Source organism: Azotosporobacter soli (genome assembly GCF_030542965.1).
GTDB lineage: Bacteria > Bacillota > Negativicutes > SG130 > SG130 > Azotosporobacter > Azotosporobacter soli.
On sequence record NZ_JAUAOA010000002.1, the window covers coordinates 89617 to 113833 of the forward strand.

Annotated in this window: 22 protein-coding genes and 1 riboswitch; of the genes, 6 read left to right on the plus strand and 16 right to left on the minus strand. The window is 48.8% G+C overall.

Features of this window, described 5'->3' with window-relative positions; genetic code table 11:
• Positions 1-103: 103 nt before the first annotated feature.
• The 3 genes from QTL79_RS02435 to QTL79_RS02445 form a co-directional block, all read right to left on the minus strand.
• The gene (locus QTL79_RS02435; RefSeq protein ID WP_346353625.1) at positions 104-1054 is read right to left on the minus strand and encodes a bile acid:sodium symporter family protein; all 951 of its coding nucleotides are present in this window, start codon (positions 1052-1054) and stop codon (positions 104-106) included.
• An 89-nt stretch (positions 1055-1143) separates the two neighbouring features.
• Positions 1144-2136 (minus strand): RraA family protein, encoded by a 993-nt coding sequence (locus tag QTL79_RS02440; protein ID WP_346353348.1) that lies wholly within the window; start codon positions 2134-2136, stop codon positions 1144-1146.
• 43 nt (positions 2137-2179) lie between these two features.
• Positions 2180-4147, minus strand: a complete 1968-nt coding sequence (locus QTL79_RS02445; protein ID WP_346353349.1) for a methyl-accepting chemotaxis protein — start codon at positions 4145-4147, stop codon at positions 2180-2182.
• 74 nt (positions 4148-4221) lie between these two features.
• A riboswitch (cyclic di-GMP riboswitch) is annotated at positions 4222-4307 on the minus strand.
• Between the two features lie 387 nt (positions 4308-4694).
• Between QTL79_RS02445 and QTL79_RS02450 the strand changes: the two genes are divergently transcribed.
• Together QTL79_RS02450 and QTL79_RS02455 are read left to right on the plus strand one after the other, a co-directional pair.
• The gene (locus tag QTL79_RS02450; protein ID WP_346353350.1) at positions 4695-5582 is read left to right on the plus strand and encodes a phosphatase PAP2 family protein; all 888 of its coding nucleotides are present in this window, start codon (positions 4695-4697) and stop codon (positions 5580-5582) included.
• Between the two features lie 53 nt (positions 5583-5635).
• Positions 5636-7009, plus strand: coding sequence for a deoxyribodipyrimidine photo-lyase (locus QTL79_RS02455; protein WP_346353351.1), 1374 nt, complete (start codon positions 5636-5638; stop codon positions 7007-7009).
• Positions 7010-7082: 73 nt separating this feature from the next.
• Here QTL79_RS02455 and QTL79_RS02460 read toward each other — a convergent pair whose 3' ends face one another.
• The 11 genes from QTL79_RS02460 to QTL79_RS02510 form a co-directional block, all read right to left on the minus strand.
• Positions 7083-7613, minus strand: coding sequence for a hypothetical protein (locus QTL79_RS02460; RefSeq protein WP_346353352.1), 531 nt, complete (start codon positions 7611-7613; stop codon positions 7083-7085).
• 109 nt (positions 7614-7722) lie between these two features.
• Positions 7723-8028: a hypothetical protein gene (locus QTL79_RS02465; RefSeq protein WP_346353353.1), complete on the minus strand. Its 306-nt coding sequence runs from the start codon at positions 8026-8028 to the stop codon at positions 7723-7725.
• 320 nt (positions 8029-8348) lie between these two features.
• A complete protein-coding gene (locus QTL79_RS02470; protein ID WP_346353354.1) occupies positions 8349-8648 on the minus strand; it encodes a hypothetical protein in 300 nt (99 codons plus the stop codon).
• 254 nt (positions 8649-8902) lie between these two features.
• On the minus strand, positions 8903-9931 hold the full coding sequence (locus tag QTL79_RS02475) for an MORN repeat-containing protein (RefSeq protein WP_346353355.1): 1029 nt from the start codon (positions 9929-9931) through the stop codon (positions 8903-8905).
• 48 nt (positions 9932-9979) lie between these two features.
• Complete coding sequence (locus QTL79_RS02480) at positions 9980-10813, minus strand: hypothetical protein (RefSeq protein ID WP_346353356.1); 834 nt, start codon at positions 10811-10813, stop codon at positions 9980-9982.
• Between the two features lie 318 nt (positions 10814-11131).
• Positions 11132-11353 (minus strand): hypothetical protein, encoded by a 222-nt coding sequence (locus tag QTL79_RS02485; protein ID WP_346353357.1) that lies wholly within the window; start codon positions 11351-11353, stop codon positions 11132-11134.
• Positions 11354-11590: 237 nt separating this feature from the next.
• A complete protein-coding gene (locus tag QTL79_RS02490) occupies positions 11591-12934 on the minus strand; it encodes a lipase family protein (RefSeq protein WP_346353358.1) in 1344 nt (447 codons plus the stop codon).
• Positions 12935-13094: 160 nt separating this feature from the next.
• Positions 13095-13652, minus strand: a complete 558-nt coding sequence (locus QTL79_RS02495; protein WP_346353359.1) for a TetR/AcrR family transcriptional regulator — start codon at positions 13650-13652, stop codon at positions 13095-13097.
• On the minus strand, positions 13639-13920 hold the full coding sequence (locus QTL79_RS02500; protein WP_346353360.1) for a hypothetical protein: 282 nt from the start codon (positions 13918-13920) through the stop codon (positions 13639-13641). Before QTL79_RS02500 ends, QTL79_RS02495 begins: the two co-directional genes overlap by 14 nt.
• Positions 13921-13943: 23 nt before the next feature.
• Positions 13944-14582, minus strand: a complete 639-nt coding sequence (locus tag QTL79_RS02505; protein ID WP_346353361.1) for an MCP four helix bundle domain-containing protein — start codon at positions 14580-14582, stop codon at positions 13944-13946.
• 58 nt (positions 14583-14640) lie between these two features.
• On the minus strand, positions 14641-15363 hold the full coding sequence (locus QTL79_RS02510) for an HD-GYP domain-containing protein (RefSeq protein WP_346353362.1): 723 nt from the start codon (positions 15361-15363) through the stop codon (positions 14641-14643).
• A 257-nt stretch (positions 15364-15620) separates the two neighbouring features.
• Between QTL79_RS02510 and QTL79_RS02515 the strand changes: the two genes are divergently transcribed.
• The 4 genes from QTL79_RS02515 to QTL79_RS02530 all read left to right on the plus strand — a co-directional run bounded on the left by QTL79_RS02515 (position 15621) and on the right by QTL79_RS02530 (position 22060).
• Positions 15621-16190: a TetR/AcrR family transcriptional regulator gene (locus QTL79_RS02515; RefSeq protein WP_346353363.1), complete on the plus strand. Its 570-nt coding sequence runs from the start codon at positions 15621-15623 to the stop codon at positions 16188-16190.
• A gap of 235 nt (positions 16191-16425) precedes the next feature.
• Complete coding sequence (locus QTL79_RS02520) at positions 16426-17550, plus strand: efflux RND transporter periplasmic adaptor subunit (protein WP_346353364.1); 1125 nt, start codon at positions 16426-16428, stop codon at positions 17548-17550.
• A complete protein-coding gene (locus tag QTL79_RS02525; protein WP_346353365.1) occupies positions 17547-20651 on the plus strand; it encodes an efflux RND transporter permease subunit in 3105 nt (1034 codons plus the stop codon). Before QTL79_RS02520 ends, QTL79_RS02525 begins: the two co-directional genes overlap by 4 nt.
• A gap of 44 nt (positions 20652-20695) precedes the next feature.
• Positions 20696-22060: a TolC family protein gene (locus QTL79_RS02530; protein ID WP_346353366.1), complete on the plus strand. Its 1365-nt coding sequence runs from the start codon at positions 20696-20698 to the stop codon at positions 22058-22060.
• Positions 22061-22099: 39 nt separating this feature from the next.
• Here the strand turns inward: QTL79_RS02530 and QTL79_RS02535 are convergent, their stop codons facing one another.
• Positions 22100-22810: a hypothetical protein gene (locus QTL79_RS02535; RefSeq protein ID WP_346353367.1), complete on the minus strand. Its 711-nt coding sequence runs from the start codon at positions 22808-22810 to the stop codon at positions 22100-22102.
• Between the two features lie 14 nt (positions 22811-22824).
• On the minus strand, positions 22825-24051 hold the full coding sequence (locus QTL79_RS02540; RefSeq protein ID WP_346353368.1) for an ArsB/NhaD family transporter: 1227 nt from the start codon (positions 24049-24051) through the stop codon (positions 22825-22827).
• Positions 24052-24217: the final 166 nt, after the last annotated feature.

Sequence of the window (24217 nt, forward strand, 5' to 3'; positions counted from 1 at the left end):
CATCAAGATCGCTTTCGATGCGAAGCATGAAAAATAGCTAAAGCCTCCCGATCGATTCGTCGGAAGGCTTTTTATCGTAGCAGACTAATGACTCTGCAGATCTTTAACTGATGTTCTCGCTAAGCGGCTGCACTCGTTTGCCTCTATTCTTTCTTTCAGCAAGATATTTGAAGATATTCGGAATCACCGCGGCGCTTGGCTGCTGGAAGATCATCCCCAAAATAATCGGCACCGCTACCGCCGGCGGAAAATACGTGACCGCAATGACAAGTCCGCAGCTGATATTGCGCATGCCGACGCTATAAATCATCGCCATTTTCACATCCTGCGGGCATTTGGTTATGCATAAGGAACCGATATAGCCAAGAACATAGCCCGCTATCACCATCGCCAACACTACGCCCATTAATTTTATGGTTTCCAATGACCAGTTAAAATCCGGCGCGACCAACGAGGCATTTAACACCATGATCGTAAACAAGGCCAGCTTCGAACTGAAACCGCCCGCGCCACGGGAAAACTTGGCGGTTTTACCGTCGCTCCAGTCATAAAGCAGCATCCCTAGGATGCTGGGAATGGTCACCATCAAAAGCAGCTGTACAACAAGTGAAATATAATGGATCGCCACCGACTGTCCCACCACGATCTGATAATAAGCGGGCAACAGCACCGGGACAATCAGAGTATCCAGCGTAACCGCCACGAGCGTGATTTGTATGTTTCCCTTGGCGATGGCTGTCCAGATGATCGACGTAACGCCAACCGGAATCGCCGCTCCCACCAAGAGGCCCAGCTGTATTTGCGGCGAGTCCGCATAGAACAAACTGCCTAAAAGCCAAGCGGTCAATGGCGTAACCAGATGAATTAGCAGCAAGGCCCAAAGCGGAATCCACGGTTTTGCCAGCACCTTGAAAAAGCTCTTCAGACTGGTACCAAGCGAGGTAACGAACGTCATATAAGCAAACAAGGCAACAAGCAGAAAGCGGACGATGCCGCTATCCGGCACCTTTAAAATATATCCGGTCACAAGTGCCGTTAATACCACTACGAACATCCTTTTCCCCAGCCAATCGTTTATTGCAGCAATCTCGACTCGCAAAATTCAAACTCACTCCCCTCACGCCCCATTCCCTTCCGCTCCACTCACTGCGCCAATTCGAGCCACAAATAAGCAGAAACCACATCCTCCAACGTCCCGCGTAACTCCGCCGACAAATCCACGAAGTCGCAACCGAAGTAATGCTTCTGCCGCCAAATCACTCTTGCCTCGACATGCATCTCGCCTAACTGCTTCGGCAGATGCAAGCGAAAGAGCGAATTAAGCTCCAACTCCGCTTCTGATTGCAGCAGTATTCCCAGCGCACTGATATTAATCGCCGTAGCTTCGATTGGCTGTTCTGCTTCTTTTAGCAAAATTTCCACAGGCTCGTTGATCGCAACGCGGGGGAAATTCCGCTTTTCCTTTTCAACTACCGCACCCCGGTTTGCCAGATCGCGTTCCACCCAAGTGCGATCCCAGGACAGATTGGCGATCTCCTGCATGACCTGGCTTTCCGCACGCGATTTACTGCGCGACTTTTCCAGTAATTCTTCTGCATCGCGCGGATTAATGACGACAATACCATCTTCGTCGCCAACGATGATATCTCCTGGCTGAACCACCACGCCGCCGCAGGCAACGGCAACATTGATCTCACCCGGACCGTCCTTATAAGGACCGGCCGGAGTCACCCCTGCGGCATAGATCGGCAAGGCCATTTTTTTCAGCGCGCCGAGATCACGGATCGCGCCGTCAATGATCAGACCGCCGATCCCTCTTTGCTTCGCCCACAACGCCATGAGTTCTCCCATAATGGCATTCGAGAGGTCGCCCTGGGCATCCACGACCAGAATATCGCCCGCTTTGGCAAGATCAAGCGCTCGATGCAACATCAGATTATCGCCCGGACGCACCTTGACCGTGAAAGCCGGGCCTAGCAGCGGCACATCATTGATCGGGCGAATTTTGGCATCCATACAAGACGTCCGGTTCATATTATCGGCTATATTCGCTACCGGGATTCCTGAAAAGCCTTCGATCAGAGCTTGGTGCGGCCGACTAATGTTTGGAAAAATACGCAAACCTACATTTGACATCTTTCATCCTCCCATTTCTTATTGCTGCCTTTGCAAAACTGCTTTAAATCTTGAACTTGGACACGATATCATGCAAATGTCCTGCCATTTGAGAAAGTCCGTTACTGGAAGAAGCGATTTCCTGGATCGATGCCGTTTGTTCTTCGGTAGCGGAGGATACCAGCTGCGCTTGCCCGGTGACATTTTTGCTGATTGCCGTAATTTCCTTTACCGAAGAGACGATTTGCTGGCTGCCGCTGGCCATCTGTTCAATGGCCGCGGAAATATCGCGAATTTGATCGGATACCTCTGTGATCAGCGCGGCAATCTCGTTAAACGACCGGCCCGCCGCCTGCGCAACTTCGCTGCCTTTCTTCACTTCACTCGTACCTTCGCCCATTGCCGTTACCGCCCGATTCGTATCCTGCTGAATATCGCCAATTAAAGCCGTAATCTCTTTCGCAGCATTTTGCGACTGCTCCGCAAGTTTTCGAACCTCTTCCGCTACCACCGCAAAACCGCGTCCCTGTTCTCCGGCGCGGGCTGCTTCAATCGCAGCGTTCAGCGCTAGCAGATTGGTTTGTCCGGCTATGCCCGCGATCGTATCAATGATCTGTCCGATCTCTTTCGAACGCTCACCAAGCTTAGCCACTACATTGGCTGAATGCGTCACCGACATCTCAATGCTCGCCATCTGGCTTGTAACTTTTCGGACAATCTCTCCGCCTTCTAGTGCGGTATTGGACGTTTTCTCCGCCGCTGCGGAAGCATGAGAAGTATTGGCGGCAATTTGCTGCAGTCCCGCCGACATTTGTTCCACGATCTGCATCGTACTGTCTACTGCCTCGACTTGCTCTGACGTTCCTTTCGCCACATCGGCGATTGCCGTCACCACTTGATCGGCAGCCTGCGACAATTGCTCCGTACTTGCCGTAAGTTCTTCGGACGATGCGTTTACGGTCTCGCTCGCCTCCTGCACCTTGCTGATGATGTCCCTGAAGTTCCCGATCGCGCCGGACAGGGATCGCGCCAGCCTTCCTATTTCATCCTGCGCCGTCGAGGCAATGTTTACCGACAAATCGCCTTCGCCAATCTTTGCGACTTGCGCGGCAATTTCCTCGATCGGCTTTAGCAGGCGGATAAGGAAGAACCAGGCCACGACTCCGACAATGACGAGCGCCGTCAAGAGCGCAAGGAACATACTGATCAGACTCGCATAGAATTCACTTTTGATGTCCTTCATCGGTATGCTGACCAGAACCAGCCACTTTGTATTCTTGACCGGTATCGCCAACGCCAGCGAATCCCTTCCCTCAAAGTCCAGATAAGAAATTCCTTTTCCCGCATTGTCCAGCAAGGAGCGCAGCACATCGTCGGGCACCTTCTTCTGCTCTTTGATCACTTCCTGCTTCGTATGCGCTAATAACGTTCCGTCTTGCGCAACGATGGACGCCGTTCCATTTTCGCCGACTTTTACCTGCGCCAGGAAGTTTTGCAACGTTTCAAGCGAGATCGACTGCGCAACAAAGCCTGCCATTTTCCCGTCCTCCGTCTTGACGGGCTGCGTGACAACCACCGACGGCATTCCGGTTACCCGGTTCAGCAGCACCTCACTGACCTGCATCTTCTGTTCCTTCATTGTGTCTTTGAAGAAATCCCGGTCAGCCACACTGCCGCCTATGCCTTTTGCATCATACGGCGCTGCTGCAAAGCGCACGCCCTGTGAATTGATAAAGACCAAACGGTCGACGCCCCATGTCGCGGCAAAATATGTATTCATCTTCGCTTGGATGCGGGAAAAATCACCCGACTTAAGATCCGCATCTTCCGCATAGAATTTTCCGCTTCTTGAAAAAGAGGAGAACAATTCGCCGACCCCATCTGCCGCCTGCGTAGCCTGCCCTTTCATATTCGCCTGCGTATTGGCCAGCGTTTTTCCATAGAGTACGTACAAGCCGGATCCGCTGACGATGAGCCCGGTTATGAGAAGGGAAAGTAACAACAACGTAACTGTCTTTGCTTTAATCGACATAGTCTTATCTCCTTCATTTTTAAAAGTAAACAATAAAAACTCCGACAGATGCCCGAGTTTCCAATACCTTTTTCAAGGGAAACCTGGCAATCATAGACCGACCGTCCTTAGACCCATAGCTTTGCGTCCTTACCTTTCAGTAAGTTTGCCCAATATATAGTTTTACTCTTCCTTCCTGCCAGAAGTTAATGCAACGTCATCGCCGCCTATGTAATGACAATATCATACTTATGCCAACAAGAAATTATGATATTATTAACGTTTCGTTAAAGGCTCCCTTAAGCACATGAACCGTTCGTCAAAAGCCTGCTGTGACATCCTCAACTTCAACAGTACAACGAAACACGCACCGCTTCGCGTGCGACCCGGTTGCATTTATTACGCTGTAAACGAAAAACGAGATCAGCGGCTTTTCCATTGATCTCGTTTTTCTTGCCTTGAAATATGGTAAGAGGGTTTCACTCGAACGAGTGGAATAAACGTTTATGTATACTTTTATTGCCAATCATTGGCCATTACGCTCCAGTTCAAAGCGCAGGAGGCAAAAATGAATGATCTGATCTCCTATGGTCTCGACGTCACCTTATTTATCCAGCAGTTTCGCACTCCGTTGCTGGATATTTTTTTTAAAACAGCTACCCTGCTAGGCGAAGAGGGTTTTTATCTGTTGGCGCTGCCTCTCATCTTCTGGTGTCTCGATTTTCGCCTCGGCATACGACTGACTTGCCTGGTACTGATCTCGCATTATTTTAACATTACCATCAAAGACTGGGTGCAGGAACCGCGGCCGTTTTATTTTCTTCCGGAGGTAAAGCTTGTTCATGCCGACGGCTACAGCTTTCCCAGCAACCATGCACAGACCGGGCTGGTATTTTGGCTCGCGCTGGCCCATCTGACGCAAAAGCGCTATCTATGGTTTTCCGGCGTGTTTCTGGTTTTGCTTATCGGCTTTTCGCGCATCTATCTGGGCGTGCATTTCATCGGCGACGTATTGGCCGGCTGGCTGCTCGGCGCGCTGCTCCTATTCGCCTTTGCCAAACTGGAACCGTTTATCCTTTCCCGTTTAGCAACCTTTTCCTTTCCACTGCGTTTCTTTCTCGCCATAACCGTCCCGCTGCTTTTATTGGCCGTCCATCCCGGCAAGGAAAGCATCTCGGTTGCGGCTGCGTTCTCCGGACTGTGGCTCGGTTTGCTCGTGCAACAGCGCTGCCTTCCTGCAAGTTGCACGCTGCCTGAAAGTAATTACCGACAACTGTTCCTGCGAATACTTATTGGCACACTTGTTCTTTTAGCGCTTTGGCTCGGCCTTACGAGCGCATTTCCTAAAGAAGGCGCGGATTATTATTTTTTCTTCCGCTATATCCGCTATTTTCTGGCTACTCTTTGGATTACGCTCGGTGCACCCTGGCTTTTTTACCGTATTGTATCGCGCTAATGTGAGGACTTTTCCCGAGCGCCGAATTTCTTTATGAAAGGCGGAATTTGATCATGCATCCACTGCGTATGCACCACTACAAAGCAAGTCCAAACGGAGCCGGTCCCGTCGTTTATTGGATGAGCCGCGACCAACGCGCGCTTGACAACTGGGCGCTGCTGGCAGCGCAGGAACTGGCGCTCGTAAGCGGCACCCCTCTCTATGTCGTCTTCTGCCTCGACGCCTCGTTTGCCGACGCGCCCTTACGTCACTTCGACTTCATGCTGCGCGGCCTGGAAGAAACAGCCGCAACGCTTCTTGCTCACAATATTCCTTTTTATCTACTGAAAGGAGATCCTAGCGATTTATTGCCGCACTGGCTGCGCGAGCACAAGGCTGCCCATCTGATTTTCGATTTTGATCCGTTGTCGCTCAAACGCCGCTGGCAAGCCGAGGTCATGCAGCGCAGCGACATCGCTTGCAGCATCGTCGACGCACACAACATCGTGCCCTGCTGGCAGGCCTCCGATAAACGCGAATATGCCGCACGTACGCTGCGACCCAAACTGATGCGCCAACTGGCCCAATTTCTTGAACCCTATCCTCCGCTGCGCATTCAGCCCGATCCCTATCCTGCGGACTGCCCGCCGTTCTCGGCCGCCGACACATTGACACGCTTAAGGCCGCAACTTGACGCCTCCGTCGCTCCGGTCGATTGGCTGACGCCGGGTACGAGCGCCGCGCTGCGCGTCATGGATTATTTTCTGCAGCAAGTGCTGGCGCAATATGACAAAGCACGCAACGATCCGACCCAAGACGGCCAATCCAACCTGTCGCCTTATTTGCACTTCGGCCAGCTTTCGGCGCAAACGGTCGTCAAACGTCTGCTCGCCGCGCCGCAGCTCGACGCCGCACATGAAACCGCACTGGAACAATTCTTCATCCGGCGCGAGCTATCGGACAACTTTTGCTTTTACACGCCGGATTATGCGTCCTGCAGCGCCTTTCCCGCCTGGGCGCAAGCGTCGCACGCCAGAGAAAGTCGTACGCCGCGCCCCTATCTTTATACGGCCGCGCAGTTCGAAGCGGGCGCAACGCACGACGAATACTGGAACGCCGCGCAACAAGAACTCGTCTCGAGCGGCAAGATGCACGGTTATCTGCGCATGTACTGGGCGAAAAAAATCCTCGAATGGAGCGATTCCGCCGAAACGGCGCTCGCGATTGCCATTCATCTGAATGACCGCTATTCGCTCGACGGCCGCGATCCAAACGGCTATGCCGGCATCGCCTGGAGCATCGGCGGCGTACATGACCGCCCCTGGTTCAAGCAGCCGGTCTTCGGCTCGATCCGCTCCATGAGCACGCGCGGCCTGGCAAAGAAATTTGCGCTCGCGCAATACCGCTCCACCTTTGCACCGCAAAAAGCAGCATGGCCGCCGGAATAAAAAACGAGGTCAATGGATTTTTGCTGTCCGTTGACCTCGCTAGACTACTTTTTGAGATATCTTTATTTTACATTTATTTAATGAACATCTTCCAAATAGCCCAGCGTGTAGTATCTGCATGCTCCTCATTAGGGTAATACTCTCGTAGTCGTATTTGTATCTCTTTTGCTTTCGCAAAATCTTCGATTAATCCATATCGTGAAAGATCCGATGCTAAAAATGCTTTATCAAAGCCGCCACAGTTTGTTAGCGCACTGATTCTTGTAGCATCTTCAACCAAGTCATATCCGCAGAATTGAAAGCCTTCAAGGTGAATCGATCTTGCGCAGTCTTCTTTTGGTTCTTTTACTACTGCCAAGATTTGCTTATCTTCAAGATCTCTCGTCTTATTCAAAAGCCAATCTAAATTACTGAAAATATCAGTGAAGACTTCCCCATATTCATGCTGATATTCACCATTATCATCTTCAGGCAACTCTCTAACAATCCGAGGGCACAAGGCACAATCAAGAGAGACAACCTCTTCAACCTGAAACAGTTTACTCCATTCAAGATATTTCTTAGTTGGAACAAATGTTTCCAACGCAACGAATCCTATCTTCATTGTTGAATCACGCTCCTTAAAATCAAAGCCTCGCAGGGACAATTATTACCTTCACCAAAAGTCTTGTTATAGGTATGCCTCTAAGAATTCACCTTATTTATAAAACTCATTAAACGCTCGCTTCTTTTTCCGCTAAAAATTCCTCAAGATGCTCATAAAACTTATCAAATGCGACTTCTTGTGAAAGATGAAAAAACGATATTATTCTACTCCAATCGTGGGAAGATTTTATAGAATACTTTTCTGCGATCCACGCATTAAATCCAGGTAAAAAGTCTATTTTTATTCCATCTTCACGTTTAGCATACAGATATCCATTTAAAAAATCAGCCAAGGCAGTCAGTGATTTATATCCTATGTACATTCCTGGCTTTTCTTTAATTTCATACAAAATATTCGTCAAGTCATTCAACATATCATCTCCTAGCATACCTCAGAAAGTATGTCACGTTTCTATTTCCTTTATTTGTAGAATTCACAAAGTGGAGTTTCAGGACGATTACTGCAAAAAGGACAACCTGAATCTCCACAACTATGACCTACCCATTCGTTGCAATTGGGACAGAAATCACAATCATATTTATCGAGCAGATCAGAAAATGACTTCACATTTCACACTTTTCTTGTAAAATAACTTCACCAATTCTCCACTTATCAGATAATACAACTTCTCTCTTTTTCCTATTTTCCCGAATCTTCATCTTACCTCTGTTGGCCTACCAACATCTTTCAATTTTACTTTCCTCGCATATCATAAATGATTTCAAAGTAATAGCCGCGATTAACACGGTCATTAACAAACTGTTTTGCCTCGTACCAATAGCCATTTTCATTTCTAGCAATACTGCAATCCAACGTATGATTCATAAGAGGCCGTGTTTGATATTTTGTAACTATGAATGAGTCAATCCCCAATATTGCCCATCTATTTTGTTCACACATTGAAATTATTTCAACTGCATCGGAAGCCTTATACATATGTACCCCACCACGAATAATAGCCTTCTTCAAAAATTTTGCTTCCGCCAAATCCATAGATAAGCCTCCATCTCTAATCCGATCACTTTAAAGTTTGACAACGACTGAGTTGATTCCTTTTTTATGCTATTGATTCTGCCAATCTCTGACGCCTCCTGAACACTTCAAACATCATCATCAAATTGTAAAACGCTTCATGACTTTCATCACGAAGCGTTTTACAATTTGATTTAGTGTGCTGAATACAAGGCATATCTTTCGATCTCCCCATGTATCTGCAACAGGCTCATGTATTTACCCATTTTTCGCAGTCAATAATCCTTACCTGCATTAGGTTTTCTCATCTTCTGTATCAAATCGTCTGTCGCCTGATGCTGATAGACGATTTTGACCTTAAATGCGAAGCCCGCATCCCTTTGTGATTTTTCAATCCAATCTGCGCCGTCATTTTTCTCGATCCATACCACCACGTTATAGCCGCCGCCAAGATTCCACCATGCGACCTCATCGAGATATTTTCCCGTATCAGAATTTGGCGTTCCGTAACGTTCCGTCAAGCCATTTTTCACAGCAGTGAACAGCGGCATCACCTTGTCTTCCTTGCAGTATTCGTAAAGCATCACACGGTACATCTTATCCTGATAGAAGACGACAAAAATAAACGGATTGTTGAAATCGCCGAACGGGCCGCTATAGCATTGCCCGCTGACATTGTCTTTTGCTTTAAAGTTGAAGTACGGAACATTTTTCGTATTGGGGCGCTGCTTCATGATGCTCTTCGCCTGTTCCTCCGATGCACCCCAAGGAATGCCAAGAATTTTATCCGCCTTGAGCGGAGCTGCCACCGGCTCTCCGTTTTTCCATTCGCCCTCGTACATCACTTTTCCATTGGCATCTTTCTGTATGCCTTGCCCATTCGGCTCGCCGTTTTTCCATTCGCCTTCATAAGTTGAACCGTTGCTGGAAAAATAGTAAATGCCTGTACCTTCCTTCAAGCCCTTTCGGTAAAATCCCTCATAGGAATCACCGTCCGCCCACTTGATGGAGGCCTTGCCCTCGAGTAAACCGGCGGAAAACTCTACCTCACCCCGTCCCTGTTTGTCCTTGCCGTCTTTGCCATGGGCGGTCAGCGTTAAAATTCCTTTCCCTTCCGCTTTGCCATCGACCACCGGGCCGGACCAACTGGCTGCACTCAATGTATAAAAGTCGGACACCCAGCCGATTTTGCAACCGCTGGCCGGATCGCTCACCCAGCTTTCTGCAGCCCAAGCCGTTCCCCCCGCCATAAAGAGCAGTACGAGCAGCAGCGCAATGAAAACTCTGATGCGATTCGCTTTCATACAAATCCTCCTTTGCGATAAAGAATAGCCGGAAAACGCTAGGTTAGACTATTTCCCGTTCCGCAACGTTTCGAAGTAGGCATTCATATCGGTTAAAAACCATGACATCGGTACTCTAAAGGCGGTGATAAACGCTTTGTCGGGAGCGGAGCCGTTGTGAAGCAGCTGGTAAAAGAAAATGACGTTCTCAAAACCATTGTCTTGGATTAAACGAGCCGTCATAAGCACCGACATTTCGTAGACGGGATAGCCTTGCTGATTGCGTAACGCCTGAAATCTCTTATAGTCGATAAATTCACGCGCGTCCGGAAGTCCGGGCGCTTTGCGGATTATATTTTCCGTCCGGTGGAGGTAATCCTCCACTTTTCCATACCCGGCGGCTTCCTGTGCGATGAAGCGGAACATTTCAGGCGTCCCTTCGGTCAGCCAGGCCACGGCAGTACCGACTCTGCCGTACTGAAACTGCACTTGATGGAAAATTTCGTGCGGCACGGTCCGGTATACTTCCTCCCTGGAATTCATAAACAAGGGCGTACCCCGAACAATGACGACAGGCTTAGCCCTCAGACTTACCCCGCCGGTATTTTTGCAGTATTCCTCGGCCTGTAGCCGTGTGACGTTCGAATAAAACATATAGGCTTGGATGTAGCTTTCGAGATCGGCTGTCACGACGACTTTAATGTCTTTGGGCAGCACGATTTTGTATTTGCCGAGTAAGTCGGCGGTTGTGTCGATGGCACTGGCCACATTTTCCCGCGTTTTAACCGGTACTTCAGCATCATAAACAACGTCCGCCCAGGCCGCCGCAAAAGAGTGAACGGGAGAAAGCGCAAGCGACAGCATGAGCAACAGCAGCAGCCTTAGAGCTTTCTTGCCAAACATTGTCTTCACCGCCTTACCTTACATCCCAGCGCCTAGCATTCACTTGATCGGTCTTTAGATTCTCTTATATAATCTTTCTCCATATTTTGCCAATCACCTTTAAATCACGCCTCTCCTTCTTAATTCGCTTACTGTCTCGTTATACGTTTCACCATAGCTCTATCGTTTGAAAGACAGCTCTATTCTCTTACTTTTTCCATCGCCTAGTTGGGATACCGAAAACGATACGCGCTTCGCATAAAAAAATCGCCTAGCGTAGTTGTCCTACAATAAGCGATTTTTCTATACCCTCTATTTTCGTTGCCGGTTCCGTAAACATCAGATCTTGCAATCGGCCAAGACCAGTTTTTTCAAGCCTGGCGAGCTCGTCTCCGGTCGGCTCGCTGTTCTTTGTTCCCTTTCGGCAGTCAAAATATTATTTGCCAACGCTATGTATTCATGACCGAATTGATTCTTCGCCAATGCCAATCCGACATTCCGCAACGGAACCGTACCGGCCTTATATGACATTAGCAATTCTAAAAATTCTTTATCTGTCATACCCATCACCTCCAACGAATTTATTTACACAGTATCACACCAGACTCAATTATTCAATAAGAATAATTATCTTTTATAATCAAGGAAATAATTTAAAGCACTACTAATCCAAACGCAATAAAAGAGAGGTCAACGGATTCTTTAAACTCCGTTGACCTCGTTTCTTACTCACCTCTTACGCACGGGAATAGCTTTTCCGCTAATTCTTGGCCGAAATAAGAAAGCCATTACCGAAATTTATTTCCCTTGAATTGGCGTATGTAACCAGTTGGCAGAATCCTGCGCCATGCTGCGCGCATTATGCAACAACGCTTCAACTGGCGTAAATTCTTTCGTATTACTGCCGTAAGCGAAATCGCCAATCAAATTTTCATCTGCAACACGATACACAGTCAACTGCAACGTCAAATAATACTGCCTTTCTTCCGTCCTCACTCGTTTTGCCGTTACTTTCGGCAACAACAAAACATCACATTTCTGCAGCTTCGCTTGTTGCACAAGATCACTGAACGACGCATTTTCATCAGAACGTCTGTGCTCTGCAAACATCCTCCAATATTGATCTTGCACAATGCGGTTCATGTAATAAAATTCACTTTCCAGCTCCGCTGGGAGTTCTTTTTGCAAAGGCGCAACGAAACCTTTTGCTTTCAAGTAAGGAGTATATACACCTTGTAGACTAACCTCTTGTTTCGTCGCTTTCTCAAGCGCTTGCCGCTTGTCATAATAGTTTTTCAATGCATAATCTAAATAGGCCGCAATCGAATGAGGATGTTCTGTGATGCTTCGTGGTACAGCCCACTCCGCTTCCGTGCCAAAATGCTGATAGCCGCCGACGATCTTGACTAGCGAATAAGGAATCGGATCACCTCGATTAATATAACGTACCACTTGCAATTTTCCGTTTTCTGTTTTGGCAAACGCAGCGTTGCCGACTGGCGGTGCTCCGAACGTAATAATCTTCAATTTTTCCACTGGAAATCCCATATCTACAATACGCGCGCCGAGCAGCATCGCCGCCGCGCCGCCCAAACTATGACCGACGATCAATAATTTTGCATTCGGTTCACTACGCAGACGCTCAATGAGACTTCGCTTATCCTTCTGCGCTTCATCATTAAGCGCTAACATTGATTGCACATATTGATGAAAGCCTTTGTGCACCTTTGGAGACTCTTGAGGCAAATCGATTCGTTGGCTGTACGCATCAAACTCGTCTCTCGTCCTACCACCATAGGGAATTTTCCCCCACCGTAAATCGGCCCCAATGTCTTTTGCACTTTCGGTTCCGGCTACCGCCAACAAATAATCCGGCAAACCATCTTTCCCTGTCGTTCGCATCAGAAAAAACTTTGCATCAACTGCAACATTACTTTTTTGGTATGCCTGCAACATCCATCCCTCTTGTTCAAGCGCCGTAAACATCACATTTCCGTTACGTCCCTGGTAAGCCGCCATGCAAGATGCCGCAGCTAAATAGGTATGTAATGATTCTTTGTATTCTTCCGCTGGATTGGCAAAAGCCTGATTGGGTAACGTTAGCAATAAAAGCAGTGCTAAAAGCGCTAGTTTGTGCATCATTGCGTTAGTTCCTCCCTTTTCACAATTACTGCGTTGTGTTCTTATCTCTTACCGCAAAACATAATAGAAGCGCATTCTTCTTTAGAATAAAGTACGCTCCCCACATTTCAATCTCTATCTCTAACATTTTCATGCTCAAACTTTGCCGATTAGAACGCTCTCACATATCGGTTAAAGAAAATATATCAACCTCTGAAAAAAAATTATACGGTTCACACATGCTGAAGTTCGATAGGGTGTTATGCGTCAAAATGTCAATGAGATGCGGACGGACAACGAGGTTGCACTCGCCTGCCCCGATCGCCTCTGTTAAGCATTCCTCCAGGAAGTCCTTGATTTTGCCGACTACTTCTTCTACGATTTCTCCACACTCCTGGCTGATCAGCGCAAAGCTTAAAATGCCGTTAAAGTTCGGATTGTCCTGGCGAATGCTCAAAATCCGCTCCGCAAACAAATGTATCTTTTCCAAAGAAGCTGCATCCGTTTCTTGTATTGTCTGCAGGGCCTCTTCCAGGTTCTTCGCATGCATTCGTAATATAAAGGTGTACAGACTCTCTTTGCCGCCAAAATAATATGAAATCGCTGCAATGTTGACGCTGGCGGCATCGGAAATTTCCTTCACCGTCACTCCGCCATATCCTTTCCTGGCAAATAAGGCTTCCGCCGCATTCTTGATCCGATACCTACTGGAATTCAAGGCAAAATCAGCGTCTTTCAAAAGCTCTCCCACCCATCTTATTTTTCAGAGCCTCTCCGTTTCCCTTCGTTCCTTCTTTACAGTCAAAATCAAACAGCGTCATAATATTCATCGTAGCGCCTTGCCAAAGATTTTCAATGCATCCCGTCAGCAGCATATCCTGCTCTTTCGCAACGTTCTGCCCCATCCCAAAGATACTCTTCCCGTACGCTTCACGAGCGTTTTCTTTTCCGTAATCCGCTTGTGTTTTATTCATTAACCGTTTCTTTTTTTCATCGACTTCATTCATTGCATCTTCCCCCGACTCTTACTTCAACTTTTCTTTTTTTCGTATACGCAATCGTTGAGACTTGCATATCCCTGACGGAAAACGCGGGCCGCTCCCTCAGGCATGAAAGAATAAATCCCTTCTTTTTCCGTTTCTTTCTTCCCCACTTCGCTTTGACGCATGTTCAAATCTGCCAAATCAGCCAGAACGATATTTGCTTCGTTCAGGTGCAAGACGGCCTGCCTTGCAAAAAGGGCGTACGCCTCTTGTTTCCGTCCGCCCAACCCCCGCGCAACCGCTTCTTCTTCGGCTGCACGATACAAGCTTACTTCCATCTCATAAAGCGGGATTCTACTTTTTTCAAACTCTGTCAGCGGAGCTTCTTTGTAAGCTTGCCAGAGCCGCTCCGCCGCCTCACCATGTCCTTTTATCTCATCCACCATCTCATTTTCCCATTCCGTTTCCCGGTCAGCCGGATTCAGCACTTCTTGGACAAGAGCTTTGCCCGCTTGATGATGCACACGAATTTCATTGATCAACAGGATGAGGCGCCATTCTTTATCATAAGCCGCATCCGATTGTCCTTCTCTGCCACTCACGCCATGATCAATGTTTCCTGCCAGGCCGCCGATCGACAGCGCCAGGATCAAAACATACAGCATAATGTTTGATCTCAACTTCATATTTTTACAGCAACGCAGACGACATCCCTCTCGATCCTTTTTTTCCTTCAGCACACTCTTATCCTTTCATCAGCTTATGCAGCACCGCGTTAAAGACAGCCACGATTTCCGGATCGAATTGCCCTCCCGCACCTTCCTTTATCTCCCGCTGAGCTTCTCTTGCAGAAAGCGATCTACGATAACTCCGCGGCCCAATCATGGCATCGAAAGAGTCCGCGATCGTCACGATCCTTGCCAGATAAGGAATATCGATTCCCTTCAACTTATCCGGATAACCGCCACCATCGTAGCGTTCATGGTGATTACGCACTATATCCGAAAAAAGGCACAAGTCCTTGAATTTACTGATGATACTCTCCCCGATTTCCGGATGCATGCGAATCAACGATACTTCCTCCGCCGTCAATCTTCCATCCTTTTCAAGAATATTGCTGGAAACGCCCAGTTTGCCGATATCATGCAGACAAGCTCCCTTATGGACATGCTCCTTCAATGTCCGTTCCAATCCCATCGCATCTGCCAACACCAAGGCCAGTTCCGCAACTCGGAAGGAATGATCATACGTGTATAAGGTCTTTTCCTCGTTCTCATATCCATCCTCTTCGAATCCGTGACAGAATTCTTGAAACCACTCGCGAACAGCCTGGGTACGCTTGATTTTTCTCATTGTAGCCGCAAAATGTGCATCCATGGCCTTGATAAGATTGCCGCTCCACTCGATAAACAAGCCTTCCGCATGGCGACTGTCCGCCATTATATTGTCATTTCTCTTTTCAAACATTACAATCGTCCCTTTCTTCCTTCCGAAAAAGACTTTCTCCCTGTCGATTCTTTCGATCGGACCTTTTACTCTGTACCGATAAATCAAAAATAGTACAACTGGTACAAGTTAATAATATCGAGAACTCTGACGAAAAGTCAATACCAATTTTCCATTTCAAAAGCATATTGACACAGGAAGAATCCTGCTATATTCTAGACTAAATCGTTATGTACCGCTTTTGTTTTTTCGGTACAAGAGTTGGAGGGAATTTCACCATGCGCAATCGTATTCTCATGGGGGCATTTGATGAAATCAACAGCCGCGGCGTCAAATTTACCATGAGCAATCTGGCCAAACGTCTCAATCTTAGCAAGACATCCCTGTACGAACATTTTTCTTCGAAAAACGAACTCGTTCACAACATCATTCTTGCCGCACTTGAAGACATACAAAAGCAGGAGGACCAAATCTATAACGACACGGAAATGTCAGTGCCGGAAAAGATCGAGGCTTTGATAAAGATCGCGCCTAAACTTTTCGGTTCAATCAGCAATTACAGTATTTATGACGATCTCCGTTATTATTATCCTGATGAATGGCACTACGCCGAAGAATTCCGTGAAAAACAGCAAGGTCGCCTAGTCGATTTCATTATTCAGAACACGGAGAACCAAACACTTCGTCTTGTGAATATAAAAGTCCTTAAGCAAATCCTTGCCCGCGTAGCCGACGACCTGTTTAGTTTCCGTTTCCTTTCAGAGAACAACATCACGAATGCCGATGCATTATCCGCAATGGCGGATATCATCGTATACGGTTTGCTTCAATCGAATACGAAAAAGTGAAGTATTTAAAATCGCACTATCGTGCGATTTTAAATACCTTTTTTGTACCGCGTGTACCATTATAGTATTTTTAGTACAATTCACTCTCATCTAAAAGAAGCCTCTGCATGAATGCGCTTTCTTATTCTCTTCACCACACAACGGCAGATTTACAGCTTCCTAAAAGGAAAGATGGATCCTTATCCGCAAAACGGTCCGCCAGTTTCTCTCAAAAAAATGAAATGGGGTTGATATTATGCAAGCCTTGGATCAACTAAGTAAAACGCAGAAACGGAAATTATATTATGGATTAGCCGGCATCCTCATCGTCGCAAGCATTGCTGGCGGCGTGAATTGGTACAGTCATCGTCAGACGAAGATCGCCGTCGAGGATATCGCCTCGGTACAAACCAGCGTAATCGGCGCGTCTACCGCTGCGGCAGAGTACACGTATTCCGGCGAAATACGCGGTCGTTACGAAAGTCGCCTCTCCTTCCAAGTGAACGGCAAGGTAATAAAACGAAATGTGGAACTCGGCAGCAGCGTAAAGGCCGGCGATCTGTTGATGCAGATCGACCCTCGTGATTTGCAACAATTGGTCAATAGCGCTTCCGCGCAAGTCTCCTCCTCTGAATCGCAACTGAAGCTGGCCGAAAGCAATCTGAGCCGCTATCAGCAGTTATATGAGCATGGCGTAGTCAGCAAAGCAGTTCTGGACCAATTCCAGACCGCTTATGATGTCGCTCTCTCTGCCACCCGCCACACTTCCGCCCAATTGTCCGAAGGCGTGAATCAGTACGGATACAGCTCTTTGTATGCGGATCATTCCGGAATCATCTCCAGCGTCACTGCAGAAATCGGCCAAATCGTCGGTTCCGGACAGCCGGTCTTGACGCTTGTTTGGGATGGAGAACGGGAAGTGGAGATCAACGTTCCAGAAAATCGCATAGAGGAAGTACGTAAAACGCAAAAGATAAAAATCACCTTCTGGGCCTTGCCGAATTCCAGTGCGGAAGGAAAGGTTCGAGAAATTTCGCCCATGGCCGACCCTTTGACCCGCACTTACAAGGTACGCATCAGCATCCTCAACCCGCCGCCGGAAATTAACCTTGGCATGACAGCCTCCGTCACTCTCTCGAAAAACGAGGCCCAGGCAACGGCAATCGTTCCCCTGTCTGCGATTTATCAAAACGGAGACACGCCCTGCGTCTGGGTCGTATCCGATGACATGATCGTCCTACGTCAGGTAAAGACCGGTAAGTTCGGCAATGGAATAATTGAGATCACTTCAGGTTTACAGCAAGGCGAGCGTATCGTGACTGCTGGCGTTCATAAGCTCAGTGAAGGACAGAAAGTAAAACTGGGCGGTGATTCATTATGAGTCAATTCAATCTTACAGATTGGGCGTTAAAGCATAAACAGTTTGTCTACTTTTTCGTCGGACTGTTCTTTATCGCCGGTATCTTCTCTTATATCAATATGGGTCGCGCGGAAGATCCTGATTTCGTCATCAAGCAAATGGTCATTGCCGTTCCATGGCCGGGCGCTACCGCCCGGCAAATGGAAGAGCAGGTCACTGACAAGCTCGAAAAGAAACTGCAGGATCTGCCTGGGCTTGACTACCTAAAAAGCTATTCGATGCCCGGCATCAGCATTACCTATATCAATTTGAAAGACAACGTTCCGAAAAAAGAGATTCGAAACCGCTGGGTGGAAGCGCGCAACATGGTCAATGACATAAAGACCACGTTTCCTACCGGTGTGCTGGATCCGGTCTTCAATGACCGCTTCGACGAAGTGTACGGCATCACATACGCCCTTACCGGCGACGGTTACAGTTATGAGCAAATGAGAGAAAAATCCGAGAAGATTCGCCGGGTCTTTCTTGGCGTTCCTAGCGTGCGCAAAGTCAAACTGATCGGCGTGCAAAGCGAAAAGATCTATGTCGAGGTCGAAAACAGCAAGTTATCCCAACTCGGGATTCCTCCCGAATTAATTCTGACCACTCTTCAGGCGCAAAATGCAATGGCGCCTTCCGGCATGCTGCAAACCACAAGCGATAATGTCTATATGCGGGTCACAGGCATGTTTGAAAACCTCGATGACATTCAGAATCTGCCGATCAGTTTGGCAGGGCGCAGCTTTCGCTTAGGCGATATCGCCAAAGTAAGCCGCAGTTATTCCGATCCTTCCGACCCGCAGCTTTATTACAACGGCCAACCGGCCATCGGCATCGCCGTAGCCATGGATGCAGGCGGCAACATCCTCAACCTGGGCAAAAGCATGGAATCCACAGTGACTCATGTCCAAAAGGAACTGCCTGTCGGCATGGAGATCCATCAGACGGTCAACCAGCCTAAAGTCGTTGAAACATCGATCGATGAATTCGTCGAGTCGTTAGCGGAAGCGGTCATCATCGTTTTGATCGTCAGTTTTCTCAGCCTTGGCGCGCGATCCGGCGCGATCGTCGCCCTTTGCATACCGCTTGTCATTGCAGCCGTGTTCACCGTCATGAAGATCACCGGCATCGATCTGCACCGGACTTCACTCGGCGCTCTCATCATCGCGCTGGGCCTTTTGGTGGATGATGCAATCATCACGATTGAGACCATGGTTGTTAAACTCGAGGAAGGCTGGGACCGCATCAGCGCTGCGAAATTCGCCTACTCCTCCACCGCGTACCCCCGTCTGACCGGAGAACTAATTACCTGCGCCGGTTTTATCCCTGTCGGCTTTTCAGACGGAAACGCTTCGGAGTACTGCGTGACGATGTTCTACGTCATCACACTGTCTCTTCTGATCTCCTGGCTGGTAGCCGGTACCGCCACACCGCTTTTCGGCTACCTTTTCATCAAAGTCAAGCCTCATGATGCCGGAAGCGGGCACGATGTCTACGACACTCCTTTCTATCAAAAATTCCGCCACTTGCTCTCTCTTTTCCTCACTCACCGCCGCACAGTCCTGCTTAGCACCGCCGCCTCCTTTCTCATCGGCATCTTATTGCTGTCAAACATCACACAGCAATTCTTTCCCTCCTCCACCCGCCCGGAACTGATCGTCCAGCTCAAGTTGCCGGAAGGAGCATCTCTTGAGAACACGCAAAAAATCGCCCAGGAATTCTCGCAAAGGCTCAACGGCGATCCTGGCATCGAATACTATACCTACCATGTCGGCGAAGGTTCTCCACGATTCGTTCTGACGCTTGAGCCGGAACTTCCCAAAAGCAATTTTGCAGAGTTCGTGATTGTCGCCAAGGATTATAAAGTACGCGATGAACTGCGGGAAAAATTCGGTAAGCTGTTGAATGACGACTTTCCCACTGTGCGTTATCACACAAAAGTTATCAGCATCGGTCCGGCTGCCGATTATCCGGTCATGCTTCGCGTCAAAGGCTACGATGTCGACAAGGTTCGTGAAATCGGCGAACAGATGAAAGCGGCGATGGCAGCCAATCCAAATGTCCAGAACGTGAACATGAAATGGAATGAAAAGAGCAAGGTCATGCATCTGTCCGTCGATCAGGACAAGGCACGAAACTTGGGCGTTTCTTCCGCAGCATTGTCGATCGCGCTGCAGACCCAACTTTCCGGCCTGCCTGTGACGCAATTTCGCGAAAACGACAAGACCGTCGACATGGTTTTCCGTTTTGATCCGCAAGACCGGAATAACCCGCAATCCGTGAAAGATGTCAATATCCATCTCGGCAACGGCCGTTACATTCCGTTGGATCAGATCGTCAAGATCAGCTATGACGCCGAAGACGGCCTGATTTATCGTCGCGACCTGAAACCAATGCTTCTGGTACAAGCGGAACTGAAAAACCAGAACGTCACCGGCGAAGATGTGGCCACCCAGGTATACGAACAGCTCAAACCGTTGCGCGACAGCTTGCCGTTCGGCTACAGCATCGAATATGACGGCTCGAACGAGGACAGCGCCAAAGCGCTCAAATTCCTGCTAGAACCTGTTCCGGCGATGTGCGTCATCATCATGGTTATCTTGATGACACAGCTGCAGAGCATTCCAAAGATGATCCTTACCTTGCTCACAGCACCGCTCGGCCTTATCGGAGTCGCATTGGGCCTTCTCGTTTCCGGCAAGCCGCTTGGCTTTGTTGTACAACTCGGCATGTTGGCGCTGTCCGGCATCATCATGCGCAACTCCGTCATCCTGATGGATCAGATCGATCAGCAGATGGCCGGCGGCGCTTCGCCCTGGAAAGCCGTCATTGAGGCAACTGTCATTCGCTTACGACCGATCCTACTGACAGCCGCTGCCGCCATCTTAGGGATGATCCCCCTGCTTTCCAGCGTTTTCTGGGGACCGCTTGCGGTAACCATTGCAGCCGGATTGTTGGGCGCTACTGTAATGACGCTACTTGTCCTTCCGGTCATGTACGCAGCTTGGTACAAGATCACTCCTTCGACGCCGAGTGAAACTCAGACGTCAGAAGCAATTTCGTCTGAACATCCGTCGGTCTGATCGGCCCAGTACGGATTCGTCAATTCAACTTAGGAGGTATCCCGATGAAACTGCACCATAGAGTCGGCTTAAGTCTCTTACTTCTATCCGCCGTCCTCGCCTCGACCGCATCAGCGCAGGATCACCTGACGCTGCAAGAATGCGTCGACCTTGCGCTAAAAAACAATCCGGCGATGCAAATCGCCGAAGCCAATTGGGAAAAATCGACCTGGGGCCTGAAAGAAGCCAAAGGCTACAACGGCCTTCGTCTCGACTACAACTTCTTATATGGAAGAAGCGATCAGCCGCCATCCTGGTACAACAATACGACCGCACAGTACCCGCTTTCTTTTAATCCGCTGACAGGCGCAGCGATCCAATATCCTTCCTGGTCAAACACCTACTCCTTCTATGACCACAAGGTGACGCTAACCCTTCCGTTATATAGCGGCCATAAGCTGGAAAGCATGTCGGACGCCGCCAAACGCGGTCAAATCTTCTTCGATTTGGAACGAACCACGACCAAGCAACAGCTTGCTTTGGACACCACCACCTCTTACTATACGGCCTTACAATCCATCCACTTGCGTGATGTCGCAAAAGAAGGCGTTGACGATTTCAGCGCCCATCTTTCCGATGTGAAGCAACAGTTCGATGTCGGCAACGTCCCTTTTTCCGACGTACTGCAGACGGAAGTGCGTCTGGCCAATGCCCGCAACAACCTGATCAAGACACAGAATGCCGTCACCATGTCCCGCTACAAATTAAACAAGACCATCGGTCTCGAACTGGTTAACGATGTCCCGTTGGATGCTCCGATATCCTTCGAGCCGTATACGGCGACTCTGGCTGATGACCTGGCGGCGGCCTTCAAGAACCGCCCGGAACTGGAGCAGGCAGAGCAAAGGATTGCGATCGCCAAGGATAAGGTCAAAATCGCAAACAGCGACTCGCTTCCGGCTGTTAATGCGGTCGGCACAGAAGAAATTAACGACACTTCGCCGGGTACCAGCAAGCATAATACCAGCTGGACGGCGGGCATAAACATCTCTTTCAACGTTTTCGACAACGGAGTCTCCAAGGCAAAGAACAAGGAAGCCATCAAGGATCTTGCCGTCGCCATCGGCCAGAAGCGTCAATTAGAAGACGCCATTACCTTGGAAGTCAGCAATGCGCATTTGAACGTTAACGAATCGTCTGAACGCATTACCAATAACGAAGTAGCCGTCCACCAGTCACAACGCGACTATCTGATGGCAAAGGAACGTTATAATGTTGGCATCGGCACCAACTTGGACGTCATGGACGCCGAACTCGCCATGCTCCAGGCAAAAACAAACTACGTCATGGCCATTTATGACTATAAGAACAGCCGTGCGCAGCTCAGCAAAGCCATCGGTTCACTCTACAAAGAAAAGGCTGCGAAATAAAAGGAAGGAACCCTGCCGATTAAGCAGGGTTCCTTCCTTTTATGCCTTTTCTCCGTTCTCTTGGCCTCGCCTGAAAAAAAGAGGGATTCCGGCAAGCAGCAGCAGGCTGAAGACAAGGCCGAACGCCATTTCGACGATGAAAACGCGTTCATTATACGTATCCAAAGGCGGATATGTGGCCCTGACCTTTTCCGGCGTCAGCTTATACCGCTCTTCGAAGAGCAACGCGCGCTTTCTGTATTCGGGAAGCTCCGCCGCATCGACCGCCTTAAACTCCGCTCCGTTCAGCACATCCGCGCCGACAAGGCGTCCGATTCTTTCGCCGCTTTTCAAATTCACAATGCTCGTCTTTCCCATCGGAAACGAGCTGTACACATAATCATCCTTCAAATAATCGACTCCCGGCATAAACACGTTTTCCCCTTCGTTCGGCGCATGCTCATACTCTCCGGCCAGGGCATAAATTCCGGCCGTCTTCTGATAACTCACCAGCGACAGATAGCCTGACCCGACCTCAAAGGCCAGCGAATCATCAATCCGATAGAGCTGATAGACACCATACTGCGACAGATCGACAGCGCTGCCGAACGTACGGATCGAACTCTTGCCCGCCAACACCGCGCTCAGCATGAAGACAAACAGGATAATTACAACGCCCCACATCTTTAGATACACTCTGGCATATCGTATGCTGAACACCTCCTTTGCATCCCGGCTTGAAACATTCCCTTTGTCAACATCCTCTCGCATGAATTTTCCTCATATCATCTGACAAACGTCAGCCACAGGATTCCGATCGATGTGACAAGCAGCGTAAGAGGGAATCCGATGCGAAAATAATCCTTTGCACTGACATAGACCTGATTGCGCTTGCCCATCTCCACCACGATCAGGTTGGCGATCGATCCGGCAATCGTGAGATTGCCAGCAAGCGTCGAAAATAAGGCCAACGCCTTCCACCACATCTCAACCTGGGTGTCCGGGATCAAAAAGCGAAGCAGCAGAACCGCCGGGACGTTGCTTACCAGGTTGGACAAGGCGACCGTCACGACTGCGAAAACGCCAAGGTCATTCACTTTTGAAAAAGAGAACTGCGCAAAAAGATAAGTGACTAGGCCGCTTTCCTCCACTCCGGCAATAATAATAAAAAGCCCGATGAAAATGACCAACAGATTGAAGTCCACACTCGCATACACCTTGTTCGGCTCTACCCGCCGGGTCATCAACGATACGGCCGCCCCCAAGCTGGCCACCATCGCCAGATCATAGCCCGCCAGGTACAGGATCAGGATGACCGCTAAAATGAGCAAGCTCTTGCCAATCAGATACATATGGACATTGGCCGGGATCTGCGGACTGCTTCCCCAGCCGCCCTGAAGTTCCCTGCGATAATAAAAGGCAATCACGCCGAATGTACACAAAAGCCCAACGACCGCAACCGGAGCTGCCGTCAGAAAATAAGCCATGAACGGCATCCCTGACAAACTGCCTACCAGCACGTTCTGCGGATTTCCCAGCAGCGTCGCCGCGCTGCCGATGTTGGACGCCATGGCAACACCCAGAAGATTCGGCACCGGATTGCAATCGACCTTGCGGCAAAGAAGCAAAACGATCGGCGTAAAGAGCAAACAGACAATATCGTTAATCACAAAAGCGGAAAGAACGCCGCTCACAAGGACAACGGCGAAAAGCAGACTTCTTTTGCTCGACACCAGACGCAGCAGATTGTTTCCCACAAACTCAAAGAACCCGGCCAATTTCAGGTTCGCCACGAGGATCATCATCGAGAACAAGATGATCACCGTCTTATAATCCACAGCAGCCGCGGCCTTGTCACCCGGCAAAACGCCCGTCGCAATCATCGCAACCGCCCCAATGATCGCGACACCTGCACGATCCACTCTGAAAAAAGGACTCTTACCCAATGTAAAGACGATCAAAACGATCGTGAGGATCACGCCCGCCAAGATCATGTGTAAAATATTTTCCATAACTGCCTCACTTTGCATCCTATCCAATTTGCCGCCGCCCATAAAACATGGGGTTTATGTTATTTTTGCCGATTCTGCTCTCATAAAACAACATAAACTATCTTACTCGCGGCATTTTCAGCTATCCGTTTTTCTTTATTTTATCATCACTTGCACTTCCCTGTTA